Origin of the sequence: Pseudotabrizicola sediminis, from assembly GCF_004745575.1 — a bacterium.
Lineage (GTDB): Bacteria > Pseudomonadota > Alphaproteobacteria > Rhodobacterales > Rhodobacteraceae > Pseudotabrizicola > Pseudotabrizicola sediminis.
Map to the genome: position 1 here is coordinate 1 of NZ_RPEM01000013.1, position 12,551 is coordinate 12,551.

The following is a 12,551-nucleotide window of genomic DNA, read 5'->3' on the forward strand; positions in this document are numbered from 1 at the left end:
GATATCAGCTGTATCTGGACCCGCGAGGGCTGGATTTATCTGGCCGTCATCCTGGACCTGCATTCCCGTTGGGTGATCGGCTGGGCCATCAGCAACCGGATGAAGAAAGACCTGGCGATCCGCGCCCTCAACATGGCCATCGCCCTGAGACGCCCACCCAGGGACTGCATTCACCATACGGATCGCGGTAGCCAATACTGCTCACACGATTACCAGAAAGTCCTGCGAAAACACGGCCTGACGCCATCCATGAGCGGGAAAGGCAACTGCTATGACAACGCAGCTGTCGAGAGTTTTTTCAAATCCCTCAAGGCAGAAATGATCTGGCGCAGAAACTGGCAGACCCGCAGAGAGGTCGAAGTGGCCCTATTCGAATACATCAACGGCTTCTACAACCCGCGTCGTCGGCATTCCGCATTGGGCTGGAAAAGCCCCGTGGCCTTCGAACGAAAGGCCGCTTAACATGAGCACCTGACCGGAACGGATCCGCGACAGGTCCAAAGCGGCGCGGGGCCGCTGCGGGTGCTGTTGACCGTCCGTCTGCTAATGCTCTTGCCTGCCGTTCTGTCGGGAGCTTTGCTGATCTTCATCGACGTGCTAGGTGATTTTGGTCTGCCTGCCGCACTGGCCACCACCTACCGATTTCCGACGCTGACCTATGCGATCTATGTCGCGATCAACCAGTCGCCGGTCCGCTTTGATCTGGCCGGGGTGATGGCGTTCTATGTCACCGTGATCATGTTGCTGGCGGTGGTCGTCTATTTCCGCTTGCTGCGCAGCCGCCGCTACGATTTCCTTGAAGCCAAGGCAAAAACTTGCCCCGTTTGGGGTGCGCAACGTCTCACTGCTGCCCAACGCCATTGCCTTCGTCGCGCTTGCGCTTGCGCTGCTGATCCCGATCGGGGCCAGTGTGATCGTGTCATTCAGCGACCGGATTTCGCAAGGCATCGGCTGGGGAAACCTGACCCAGCGCCACTGCGGCTATGTGCTGGAAACCGGTGGTGCCTTTCTCAGCGCCCTGCGCAACTCGATGGAAATTGCCGCCGCCGCCGCCACAGGCTCTGGCTTGATCGCTGCGTCGGCGGCCTATGTGCTGACCTTTTCCGGTTTCCGGCTGAACCGGCTGATCGACATGACCTGCACGCTCAACCTTGCGGTGCCGATTGCGGTGCGGGTTCTGCTGGGGGCGATGGCGCAGGTGCCCGCCACCATGTTGCAGGCGGCGGCGCTGCAAGGCGCGGGGCTGGCGCGGCGCATCGCCACAATTATCGTGCCGCTGATCGCGGCGGCACTGGTTTCGGCCACGCTGACCGCCTTTGGCGCGGCAATGTTCGACCTTGCCATCACCTTGATCCTGCGCCCGCCCCGGCTGGATGTGCTGCCGGTCTATGTCATCCGCGCCTTCGAACAGGGCGAGTTCGGCGCCGCCACCGCCGCCACCCTGTTGGCTGGAGGACTGACGGTGGCCATCATCGCGGGCATCAGCACCGCCGCCAGACTGGTGCTGTCGCGCCTGATCCGAACCTCGGACCCGACCAGATCTGACCCGAAAGGACACTCCCATTCCGACGCTTGACGAGCTGACCCGCAGTTTCAACGGCCAGACCGTGCTCAACGCCGTGTCGCTTCAGGTGCCCGAAGGCCAGGTCGCCTGCATCGTCGGGCCGTCGGGCTGCGGCAAATCCACCATTCTGCGTCTGGTGGCGGGGCTGGATGTGCCCGATGCCGGGCGGATCATGCTGGCGGGCACCGAGCTTTCCGGACCCGGCTGGGCGCTGGAGGCGCGCAAACGGCGGCTGAACATGGTGTTTCAGGACTATGCGCTCTGGCCCCACATGCGGGTGACGCAGATCGTTGGCTACGGGCTGGCCCATCTGACCCGGGTCGAGCGTGATGCGCGGGTGGCGGCGCTGCTCGACCAGATGCAGATCGCGGCATTGGCCGACCGGCTGCCGTCGCAGGTTTCGGGTGGCCAGCAGCAGCGTGTGGCGATTGCCGGGCGCTGGCCACCGACCCCGACGTGTTGTTGCTGGACGAGCCCTTGTCCAATCTTGACGTGCAACTGCGGCTCGACATGCGGATGGAATTCGCCGATCTGTTTGCCCGCGTTGGCAAGACCGTGCTTTATGTCACCCATGACCCGCTGGAGGCTTGTTCCTTTGCCGACCTTCTGGTGGTGATGCGCGCCGGTGAGATCAAGCAATCCGGCCCGCCGCAAGACCTGTTCGCGCGCCCGCGCTCGGCCTGGATTGCCACTCTGGCGGGCTATGACACTCGGATGCATGGGCGGCTGTTGCCGTCGCCCGATCCAGACCAGCTTGTGGTGGCCGTCGCCGGTCAGCCGGTGACCCTGCCGCGCAGCGCGCTGTCGGGCGAGGTGCGGCCAGAGAGCGATGTCACTGTCATGCTGCATTCGGGCAGCATCACACTGGGCAACGTGGCCCCGACTCAGGCCGCAAACCGCCTGACCGGTCATGTGCGGCGAAGCCTGTTTGAAGGGCGCGACTGGCGGGTTATGCTTGATCTTGGGGCGGGTGCCGGGGCCACACTTGCGCTGATGTCGCCGCAACGGCTGGCCGAGGGCGCGCAGGTAGATATCCACTTCCTCCGCGACGCCGCCGTCGTCTTTTCCCGCACCTGACCCCGGAGACCACCGTTTCATGACCACGGACCCCGCTTCCCGTGCCTTCCGGCCCTTGCATCTGCCGGATTTCCCCGAGCCGCTGGGCGCTGTCAGTCTGCCGGTGACCAACCATCTGCTGTGGCGCGGGCTTCTGACCGATGTCGCCGGCCTGAGCCTGCTGCCCGGCGATCCGACCAACCGTCTGGAGGACATTCGTGCCAACCTGTTCGGCCACGGCTGGATCGAATCGCCGCCTGAGGAACAGATGCCGGTCACCACCGGGCCGCGCGGTGCCGAGGTGGCGCAGATCGATCGGTCCGGCCTGCGCATCCAGGGGTTCTGGGCGCAAAAGGTGCACATCAACGGGCTTGTGGCACCTGACAGCCCTGACGGGCCGCTCGTTTGGATTTCCCGGAGTTCCGGGCAAGCCCCGTCAAATCCGGGCCGCTGGGATACACTGGTTGCGGGCGGACGCGGCGCTGCGCACAGCATTGCGCAGACGGCGCAGCTTGAGGCCTGGGAGGAGGCGGGGATTGGTACGGATGCGATGGTCCGCCTGCACCGGGTCCGCGAGTTAGAGGTGCGCTACGTCTCGGACCGGGGTTTCATCAGGAACTGCTTGCCATGCACGATCTGGTCCTGCCTGCTGATTTCCACGCCACCTGCCATGACGGCGAAATCGAGGAAAGCGCCCGGCTAACCCTTGCAGAGCTTGAGTTCCGGCTCACGGACCCGCGGCAGTTCAAGTTCAGCTCTTACCTTGTCCTCATCGATCTGGTCACGCGGTGCCATGCCGCAGCGCGACGGTCTTTCCCGTGGTTCGAAAGCCGCAATGATTGCGCAGATCAAGGTTACAAGCGGCGCGCGCTGCCGCCGTAAACAGGCATAGCAATTCATGACAGCACGGCAAAGCCGCCGATTACGGCAACCAGTCCGGCACCGACGGCCAGAAAGTTCAACGCCCGTTTGCGGTCCTGACGCCCCGCCCCGCCCGCATAGTCGAAACGCTCGTAGACGACCCTGTCCATCGGCAGCCCAAGATCCAACAGCGCGTCGGAGACAGCGGTGACCATCGGGCCGGGGCCGCAGATCAGGGCCACAGTGCGCTGTGCATCCAGCCCCTGCATCAGGTCGCACAATCTGTCCTGCGTCAGCCGCCCGACCTGCCCGACCCAGCCATCGGCGTGATCTTCACTGATAAGCATGGTCTGCAGGTCAAGTACCTTACCTGCCGCTTCGATCTCGGGCAGGCAGGCAAAGTTCTGTGGGTTGCCCGCCGCATAGGCCAGCCGCACGGGGCGGGGGTCATGCTGTGCCACCAGATCGCGCAACAGCCCCATGATCGGGGCGATTCCAACCCCACCCGCCACAAGCACGACCGCGCACCCGGGGGCGTGATCCAGCGTAAATTCACCATAGGGGCCATCGATGCCGATTGGCGTACCCGGCGCAAGACTGCCAACCCCGCGCGTGAAATCCCCGACCTCTTTGACTATCAGGCTCAGCCCTGGCCGCGCTGGACTGTCGGCGATAGAGAACGGGTGATCATAAAGGGGAAACCGGCGCTTGCCTTCGGTCATCCAGACAAACTGCCCAGCACTGTAGCGAAATGCCCTGCTGCCCTTGGCTGGCTGGATGTCAAGCTCCCACAGCCGGTCGGCCAGTTTGGTGATGGACGCCAGCTGCCAAGGATGCTGGTGCAAAGCAACCCAACGCAGGCCATAAAGCACCGCCATGACGGCGATGACCCCAAGCCCGACAGCCCACCAGAACCAGTGGTTTGGCTCCATTGTACCGAAACGGCCCGTTGTGACGGCATGGTGCAGCCCGCCGCTAACGGCCAAAAGGCCCAGCACAACATGCAAGGCACGCCAGAACTCATACCGCCAGGGCAGACGGTCCCTGAGGATGGAACTGCCAACCAGCACCATCAACGCTGCCAGTGCCACAACGCCGGACCGATACTGTGGCAAGCCAAGATAGGCCGTCAGCCGTTCTATCCCCAGCGCGGGGTCATCGACCCAGGTCGGAAGCACATAGGCCAGCGGATGCAGGATCAGGGCGATCAGCACCCAAAAGGCCGCAATCTTGTGAAACGCCATGATCTTGTCGATGCCAAGCTGGCCGGACACCGCTTCAAACCGACCAGAGGTTACGAACTGGATGGCCATCGCCACCAAAGCAACCATTCCCAACGCAGCACCAGCCCTTTCCCATGGATCGGCCGGCGATGCGGTCTGGTTCAAGGCCAGCAAGAGCGGCACGGAGCACAGCGCCAGATAAAAACCTGCCAATACCGGCCCAGACGGATGCACTGGGTGGCCAATTTGCGGGATCTGGTCCGGCGAGGCGGAATCTGGCATCGGCTATTCCCCTGTGTCGATCGTGCAGGACCATGCCCCGCAATCAAAGCCGGTGCCTTGACACGGATCAAGGCTGGTCTTTCGCGACTCGTGCATAGGCAGAGTGTGATAGCCTGTCGCAGACCCCACGGAGGAGACCCCATGCCCCTTTCCGCACTATCGCGCACGCTTGGTACGGTTGCCACCCTTGTTGCATTGTCGCTTCCCGTGGCAGCGCAGGATATGTCCGAACTCGGTCGGCTGACCGAAGAATGGCTCAGCTCACCGCATGGCGATTACACCTCGCTGTCCTTTACCTATTGGAACAAGGATGGCGAAGTGCCGGTCGCCTGTGCGGCCTGCCACTCGCAGCCGGGGTTCATTGATTTCATCGGGGCTGACGGCAGCACGGCAGGCGTTGTGGACCACGCCGCAGCCATCAACGCGCCGATCGGTTGTGCCTCTTGTCACACCTCTGCCGCCCACGCGCTGGACTCTGTGTCATTTCCATCGGGTGTCGTGGTCGGCGGGCTGGGGACGTCGGCGGTCTGTACCGTCTGCCATCAGGGCCGCCAGTCGGGCATTTCGGTAGCCGCCGCGATCGGTGGCATCGAAGAAGACACGGTTTCCGCCGATCTGGCCTTTCTCAACGTACATTACGGTGTCGCGGCAGCGGTGATGCACGGGGCCGAGGTTGAGGGCGGATTTCACTATCCCGGCAAGACCTATGCGGGCCGGTTCAACCATGTGCCAAGCGCAAACACCTGTGTCGCCTGCCATCAGCCCCACACAACCGAAGTTGCCACCGATGGCTGCATGAGCTGCCATCGCGGCGTCGAGTCGATCCGCGACATCCGCACCCGGCATCAGGATTTTGACGGCGACGGAAATAATGCCGGCGGTATCCATACCGAGATCACCGGCCTGCACCGCCAGCTCTACGCCGCCATTCAGGCCTATGGTGCAACCGTCGGCAAGGCCCCCATCGGATATGCCTATGGAACCTTTCCGTATTTCTTCAATGACACCGATGGTGACGGTCAGATCAGCCCGGATGAGGCGGTCTTTCCCAACCGCTATCAAAGCTGGACGCCCAGATTGCTGAAGGCCGCCTATAATTATCAGGTCGTTCAGAAAGACCCCGGCGGCTACGTGCACAATCCGACTTACATGCTGCAACTGCTCCACGACAGTCTGGAAAGCCTGTCCCTACAGGTGGACGTGGGCATGTCGACACTGCGCCGGCCATGACCGGCGCAGGACGGGTCAGGCAATGACCGGAAAGCGTCGCCCCTACATCTGCAGCACATAAGAACCCGGAGCTGTGCCCAGCGCGGTCTGCCCCTTATCCGTGGTACCCGTGCGGGGCGGCTCCACCAGATCACCGCCCAAAGATCTCAGCCATTCCACCCAGCCCGGCCACCACGATCCCGGCGTCGTTTCGGCTTGTGCCAGCCAGGCGTCAGCCCCCACATAAAGCGCGCCTCCGGGCCGGTGAGAGATGCGGTAATGCCGCCCCTTATGCCCCGGCTCGCTGAGGATACCACTGTTGTGGCCACCTTTGGTCAGCACGAAGGTCAGGTCGCAATCGGTGAATAGCTTGGTCTTGTAGACCGGCCGCCACGGCGCAAAGTGGTCGCTTTCGGTGCGAACCACGAACAGCGGCACTGACAGATCCTTCAGTGCGATTGCCCGGCCTTCCACTGCAAACCGCCCCGCTGTCAGCCGGTTTTCCAAAAACAGCCCGCGCAGGTATTGCGAATGCATGGTGGCGGGAATCCGGGTGGTGTCAGACAGCCAGACCGCGATATCGGTCGCCACATCCTCGCGCCCGAGACAATAACGCTGCGACGCACGGGTCCAGATCAGATCTTCGGCTCGGATTGTGGCAAAGGCCCGCGCCATTTGCGGGCGGTCCAGATAACCCTGTTCCCACATCAGATCCTCCAGAAAGGCGATCTGGCTTTCATCCAGAAACAGCAGAAGCGCTCCGGCTTCGGAGAAATCCACCTGCGCCGCCATCAGCGTAACCGAGGCCAGCCGGTCATCGCCGTCCCGCGCCATCGTTGCGGCCGCAATCGCAAGGATCGTGCCGCCAAGGCAATAGCCCACCGCCTGAAGTTGCGTTGCCAGTACGATGGCCGTCACCGCATCAAGTGCTGCCATTACGCCGCGCTTGTGGTAATCTTCAAGCGACAGGGCGCGCTGATCTGCGGTCGGGTTGCACCACGAGATCATGAACACTGTGAATCCCTGTCCGACCAGATAACGCACCATCGAGTTTTCAGGCGACAGATCAAGAATGTAGTATTTCATGATCCATGCCGGCACGATCAGGATCGGTCGGGCGTGCACCTGTGGCGTTTGCGGACGCCCGGCCCTTGCCCCATGATCTCGATCAACAATGAGACTCTGGGAGCGAACAATTTCAGACAACTACAGTTGGGTCTTGGGGGAACTCGGGCAAGTTTCAACATGACGTGTGATGACTGATGCGCAAGTGTGCCCCCGTGGCCCGCGTGCAGACCATCGCAGCACGTGGCTATTCCGTTTGGGGTTCAGACCGCCTAAAGCAGGGATCGAGCAACAAACAGGTAAAGCAATGCGAAAAGCACTCTTTGGCACCATCGCGGCAGCCATGTTGGCGACCGTTTCCGCGACCACTCCAGCGGAAGCCGATCCGCTTGGCCGGCACGAGGTTTATGGCGTTCAAGGCGACGACATGCTCAAAATGCGCGCGGGGCCAGGGGTGGGGTATGTGGTGATTGTCGGCCTTCCGAACGGTGCCGTGGTGCGGGTCCACAGATGTGAACAATCTGGCAGCACCCGTTGGTGCAGCGTCACACTGGACCGGGCGCGTGGGCTCAAGGGCTATGTCTCTGCGTCCTATCTGCGCAAACTCTGACCGACAATCCACACCCCGGCTGCAGGCGCTTCGGGAATCCGGGGCAGGTTGCGCTTGACAGCGGAGTGGGGTCAGGCTTATCGTTAAACGACGATAGACGATGATCAAATGTCAAATGACCTCCTTGGAGTCGCGCACATGACTTCCGCCGAGACGGACGAAGACACCCTGATCGCCGGGCTGGCCAAGGCGCTGGCGCATCCGGCGCGGTTGCAGATCCTGCGCCTTCTGCGCGCCACACCGGGGTGTATCGGCGGCGATATTGTTGATGCGGTAGGCCTTGCCCAATCCACCGTGTCAGAACACCTTCGCATCCTCAAGGCCGCAGGTGTCATCCGCGGTCAGATCGATGGCCCCCGCATCTGCTATGGCCTGAACCCGGACGCCATGATTGCCCTGTCCGGCTTTCTGGCCACCCTGACTGCCCCGGCAAACACCACCTGCTGCATCCCGCAGCCAAAGGCCCCATCATGACCCTGTTCGAACGCTACCTGACGCTCTGGGTTGCGCTGTGCATTATTGCCGGTCTGGCGCTGGGCACTCTCGTGCCCGGCCTGTTCGGTCTGCTGGCGGGGTGGGAATATGCCTCGGTCAATCTGGTCGTCGCAGTGCTGATCTGGGCGATGGTCTATCCGATGATGATCGCCATCGATTTCGGATCGCTCAAGGCTGTGGGCCAGCGGCCAAAGGGGCTGGTGATCACGCTGGTGATCAACTGGCTTATCAAACCCTTCACCATGGCCGCACTGGCGGTTCTGTTCTTTAACCACATCTTCGCTGGCTGGATCGACCCGGCCAAGGCCCCGGAATACATCGCGGGACTGATCCTGCTGGGGGCCGCGCCCTGCACGGCGATGGTGTTTGTCTGGTCCCAGCTGACCAAGGGCGATCCTAATTACACGCTTGTGCAGGTCTCGGTAAACGATCTGATCATGGTGGTCGCCTTTGCCCCCATCGTGGCCTTCCTGCTGGGCGTGACCGATATTTCGGTGCCGTGGGAAACGCTGATCCTGTCGGTGGTCCTGTATATTGTCATCCCGCTGATCGCGGGGGCGCTGACGCGACAGGCCCTGCTGAAACGCGGGGGCGAAGCGGCCGTCGCCGCCTTTACCGCACAGATCAAACCGGCGTCGATCCTTGGGCTTTTGTTGACCGTCGTTCTGCTGTTCGGCTTTCAGGGGCCGGTCATCCTTGCCCAACCCTTGCTGATTGTGCTGCTGTCGGTACCGATCATCCTGCAATCTTACGGCATCTTTGCGCTTGGCTACGCCTGGGCCTGGGCCTGGCAGTTACCGCATAAAATCGCCGCGCCCTGCGCCCTGATCGGCACTTCGAACTTCTTCGAGCTGGCCGTCGCGGTGGCCATCGGTCTGTTCGGCCTCAACTCCGGCGCGGCGCTTGCCACCGTGGTCGGCGTGCTGGTCGAGGTGCCGGTGATGCTGTCCCTCGTTGCCTTTGCTAACCGCACAAGGAGGANCCTCGTTGCCTTTGCTAACCGCACAAGGAGGAGCTTTCCCGGATGAACGACACGCCCAATATCGACGACGCGCTGTTCCCCGGAATCGACGATGGGGCCCTGCTTACCCCGCCACACAAGACCCACGCCCCGCGTATCTTGATCCTGTATGGCTCGCTCCGCCCCCGCAGCTTCAGCCGTCTGTCGGCAGAAGAGGCGGGCCGCATCCTGACCCGTTTGGGGGCCGAAGTGCGCATCTTCAGCCCCTCCGGCCTGCCGCTGGTGGATGACGGGGTTGACGAAACCCATCCCAAGGTGCGCGAATTGCGCGATTTGGTTGTCTGGTGCGAAGGCATGGTCTGGTCTTCGCCCGAACGCCATGGCGCGATGACCGGACTGATGAAAACGCAGGTAGACTGGATTCCGCTGTCCACAGGCGCTGTGCGACCAACCCAGGGCAAGACCCTTGCGGTGATGCAGGTGTCAGGCGGGTCGCAAAGTTTCAACGCCGTCAACCAGATGCGCATCCTGGGTCGCTGGATGCGGCTGATCACCATCCCCAACCAGTCCTCGATCCCCAAGGCATTTCAGGAATTCGATGAGGCGGGTCGCATGCGTCCGTCGCCACTGTACGACCGGATTGTCGATGTGATGGAAGAGTTGATGAAATTCACCCTCCTCACCCGCGACCGCGCCGATTATCTGGTAGACCGCTATTCCGAACGCAAGGAAAGCGCCGAAGCACTGATGGCCCGGGTCAACCTGTCCGCCGCCACCTGACGTCAGATGATCGCGCCGCGCACGCGGGCCGACACCCATTCCGACACCACCACGGTCAAGAGGATCAATAGAAGGATCAGCGTCACCTGTGGCCAGGCCAGCGTATTGAGCGAGGCTTGCAGCTTCAGCCCCAGCCCGCCCGCGCCGACCAGCCCGAGGATGGCGCTTTCGCGGATATTGATATCCCAGCGAAACACCGTGATGCCCCAGAAGGCGGGCATGATCTGCGGCACGATTCCGTAATTCAGCACCTGCGCCGGACTTGCCCCTGTCGCTGTGACCGCCTCGATCTGGCGGATATCGGTTTCCTCGATCGCCTCATACAGCAGTTTGCCGATGAACCCGATCGACCGCAGCCCGATGGCAATGATCCCGGCCAGCAGCCCCGGCCCAAGGATCGCGACCAAAAGCAACGCCCAGATCAGCGAGTTGATCGACCGCGATGCCACGATGATGAACAACGCGATGGGTCGCAGGATCAGCAGCGAAGGCGAAGTGTTGCGCGCCGCCAGAAACGCAACCGGCACGGCAAGGATCACCCCCAGCAGCGTGCCCAGAGTGGCCATGTTCAGCGTATCCCACAACGGCACCAGAAGTTCCGGCAGATAGGAAAGGCGTGGCGGCATCATCCGCCCGCCAATATCTGCCGCCTGACGCGGGGCATCCCAAATGAAAGCCCAGATCGTATTTGCCGTCATCACCTGCCAGCAGTACACGAACAGCGCCACCAGACACAGCCAGCCAAACCACAGTGCCAGCCGGGCACGCGGGCTACGAAACGCCCATGTTTGCGGAAAATCGGTCATTGCAGGAACTTCCGCAGGTAAGACGAAGAGTATTCCGCCACCATCACGATGGCGATAATGACCAGCAGGATCGCCCCCGCACTGTCATATTCATAGCGGTCAATCGCGGTGTTCAGAGTGGCACCAATGCCGCCTGCGCCGACAATGCCGATCACCGCGCTTTCGCGAAAGTTGATGTCCAGCCGGTACAGCGACAGGCCGATCAGCCGTGGCATCACCTGCGGCTGCACGCCATAATGCACCAGTTGCAGCCAGCTTGCTCCGGTGGCGCGGATCGCCTCTGCCTGCGCTTCGTCGATATCCTCGATGTCTTCGGCCAGCAGCTTGGCGATAAAGCCTATGGTTGCAAAGCTCAGCGTCAGGAACCCTGCAAAGGGGCCAAAGCCGAACATCGCCACCAGAAAGATCGCGACGATCACCTCTTGCAGTGCACGGCTGACCGCGATGATGCTGCGGCAGATGTAGTAAACCCATGCCGGGGCAATGTTGCGCGCCGCTCCGATCCCGATGGGCACCGAAATCGCCACGCCCACCACGGTAGAGGTCAGCGTCATCGTCAGGCTTTCAATCAGCCCGTTCGAGATGTCTTTCCAGCGTGAGGTGAAATCTGGCTGCAAAAACCCGTTGATAAAGCGCAAACCGCGTTCGCCGCCTTGCACGATGCGCTGCCAGTTGAGCTCGACACTGCCCAGCCCGATCACAAGATAAGCGATTACCGCCACGCTCAGCGCGATGCGCCAGCGCCGGTCGGTCACGATCTGCGGCGGGCGTCGCCATGTGGTGGGATAGCTGTTCATGCGCTGATCATCGCCAGACGCGCCACCGCTTCGGCCTCGGCCACGCGGTCTGCCTCGCCATCCTTGCGCATCGCGGTCCAGTCTTCGGCCCCGTAGATCGTGGTTAACACGCTTTCGGTCAGCTGTTCGGGCGTGCCGTCAAACACCACGCGCCCGGCCCGCAGCCCGATGATGCGCTGCATGAATTGCTGCGCCAAGGGCACATCATGGATGTTCACAATCGCAGGCAAGCCGCGTTCGTCGCAGATCTCGATCAGCAACCGCATGATCTGGCGGCTGGTCTTGGGGTCAAGACTGGCGGTCGGTTCGTCCACCAGCAAGAGTTCGGGTTCCTGTGACAGGGCCCGCGCGATGCCCACGCGCTGCCGTTGCCCACCCGACAGCGCATCGGCGCGCTTGTCGGCATGTTCCATCAGGCCCACCCGGTCCAGCAGACGGTATGCGCGTTCAATGTCCGCTGGCGGAAACCGGCGGGTGAAGCTTTGCCAGAACGACACATAGCCCAGTCGTCCCGACAGTACGTTCTCCATCACGGTCAGCCGCTCGACCAGCGCGTATTCCTGAAAGATCATGCCGATCCTCCGTCGTTCACGCCGCAGGGCGCGCGTGCCCAGACCGGAAAGCTCGGTTCCCGACAAGATGATCTTGCCGCTTGTGGGTTCCACCAGCCGATTGATGCAGCGGATCAGCGTTGACTTGCCCGCCCCCGATGGCCCTATCAGGCCCACAACCTGCCCCTTCGGCACGGTCAGGCTGACCTCGGCCAGCGCCTTGTCGCCACTCCGGTAGGTCTTGGTCAGATCGGTCAGGGTCAGCATTAGATTTCCTCGCCAGAAAAGCAG

Annotated in this window: 15 protein-coding genes; 10 read left to right on the top strand and 5 right to left on the bottom strand. The window is 62.2% G+C overall.

Translation table 11 applies throughout. The features are described 5' to 3' along the window. From EEB11_RS16095 to EEB11_RS16120, 5 genes are all read left to right on the top strand, one after another. Positions 1-462, top strand: a 462-nt coding sequence (locus tag EEB11_RS16095; RefSeq protein ID WP_135433094.1) for an IS3 family transposase, incomplete at its 5' end; no start/stop codon positions are given. Positions 463-829: 367 nt separating this feature from the next. Beyond that, complete coding sequence (locus EEB11_RS19620) at positions 830-1,576, top strand: ABC transporter permease family protein (protein WP_167852773.1); 747 nt, start codon at positions 830-832, stop codon at positions 1,574-1,576. 31 nt (positions 1,577-1,607) lie between these two features. Then, on the top strand, positions 1,608-2,180 hold the full coding sequence (locus EEB11_RS20050) for an ABC transporter ATP-binding protein (protein WP_245298949.1): 573 nt from the start codon (positions 1,608-1,610) through the stop codon (positions 2,178-2,180). Positions 2,181-2,404: 224 nt separating this feature from the next. Then, positions 2,405-2,641: a TOBE domain-containing protein gene (locus EEB11_RS20055; protein ID WP_245298954.1), complete on the top strand. Its 237-nt coding sequence runs from the start codon at positions 2,405-2,407 to the stop codon at positions 2,639-2,641. A 19-nt stretch (positions 2,642-2,660) separates the two neighbouring features. After that, on the top strand, positions 2,661-3,323 hold the full coding sequence (locus EEB11_RS16120) for an NUDIX hydrolase (RefSeq protein ID WP_135433102.1): 663 nt from the start codon (positions 2,661-2,663) through the stop codon (positions 3,321-3,323). Between the two features lie 193 nt (positions 3,324-3,516). On the opposite strand, the gene EEB11_RS16125 is transcribed toward EEB11_RS16120, so the two are convergent. Continuing rightward, the gene (locus EEB11_RS16125; protein WP_135433104.1) at positions 3,517-4,986 is read right to left on the bottom strand and encodes a ferredoxin reductase family protein; all 1,470 of its coding nucleotides are present in this window, start codon (positions 4,984-4,986) and stop codon (positions 3,517-3,519) included. 141 nt (positions 4,987-5,127) lie between these two features. Here EEB11_RS16125 and EEB11_RS16130 point away from each other — a divergent pair, with 141 nt between their 5' ends. Next, positions 5,128-6,216, top strand: coding sequence for a polyheme membrane-associated cytochrome C (locus tag EEB11_RS16130; RefSeq protein ID WP_210134443.1), 1,089 nt, complete (start codon positions 5,128-5,130; stop codon positions 6,214-6,216). Positions 6,217-6,258: 42 nt separating this feature from the next. Here the strand turns inward: EEB11_RS16130 and EEB11_RS16135 are convergent, their stop codons facing one another. Continuing rightward, positions 6,259-7,401: a PHA/PHB synthase family protein gene (locus EEB11_RS16135; protein WP_135433106.1), complete on the bottom strand. Its 1,143-nt coding sequence runs from the start codon at positions 7,399-7,401 to the stop codon at positions 6,259-6,261. A 166-nt stretch (positions 7,402-7,567) separates the two neighbouring features. Between EEB11_RS16135 and EEB11_RS16140 the strand changes: the two genes are divergently transcribed. From EEB11_RS16140 to arsH, 4 genes are all read left to right on the top strand, one after another. Beyond that, on the top strand, positions 7,568-7,870 hold the full coding sequence (locus EEB11_RS16140; RefSeq protein WP_135433108.1) for an SH3 domain-containing protein: 303 nt from the start codon (positions 7,568-7,570) through the stop codon (positions 7,868-7,870). 138 nt (positions 7,871-8,008) lie between these two features. Continuing rightward, complete coding sequence (locus EEB11_RS16145; protein ID WP_135433110.1) at positions 8,009-8,344, top strand: ArsR/SmtB family transcription factor; 336 nt, start codon at positions 8,009-8,011, stop codon at positions 8,342-8,344. Further along, positions 8,341-9,393, top strand: coding sequence for an ACR3 family arsenite efflux transporter (gene arsB / locus EEB11_RS16150; protein WP_135433112.1), 1,053 nt, complete (start codon positions 8,341-8,343; stop codon positions 9,391-9,393). Before EEB11_RS16145 ends, arsB begins: the two co-directional genes overlap by 4 nt. Next, positions 9,390-10,106 carry an arsenical resistance protein ArsH gene (gene arsH / locus EEB11_RS16155; RefSeq protein ID WP_135433114.1) on the top strand — a complete coding sequence of 239 codons (717 nt, stop codon included), beginning with the start codon at positions 9,390-9,392 and terminating at the stop codon, positions 10,104-10,106. Before arsB ends, arsH begins: the two co-directional genes overlap by 4 nt. A 2-nt stretch (positions 10,107-10,108) precedes the next feature. Here the strand turns inward: arsH and phnE (EEB11_RS16160) are convergent, their stop codons facing one another. Genes phnE (EEB11_RS16160) through phnC form a run of 3 tightly spaced genes read right to left on the bottom strand, consistent with a single transcriptional unit; the run spans position 10,109 to position 12,527 of the window. Further along, positions 10,109-10,912, bottom strand: coding sequence for a phosphonate ABC transporter, permease protein PhnE (gene phnE, locus EEB11_RS16160; RefSeq protein WP_135433116.1), 804 nt, complete (start codon positions 10,910-10,912; stop codon positions 10,109-10,111). After that, positions 10,909-11,709 carry a phosphonate ABC transporter, permease protein PhnE gene (gene phnE / locus EEB11_RS16165; protein ID WP_135433118.1) on the bottom strand — a complete coding sequence of 267 codons (801 nt, stop codon included), beginning with the start codon at positions 11,707-11,709 and terminating at the stop codon, positions 10,909-10,911. Before phnE (EEB11_RS16165) ends, phnE (EEB11_RS16160) begins: the two co-directional genes overlap by 4 nt. Then, positions 11,706-12,527, bottom strand: a complete 822-nt coding sequence (gene phnC, locus EEB11_RS16170) for a phosphonate ABC transporter ATP-binding protein (protein ID WP_135433120.1) — start codon at positions 12,525-12,527, stop codon at positions 11,706-11,708. The genes phnE (EEB11_RS16165) and phnC overlap by 4 nt, the downstream gene beginning before the upstream one ends. Between the last annotated feature and the right edge of the window lie 24 nt (positions 12,528-12,551).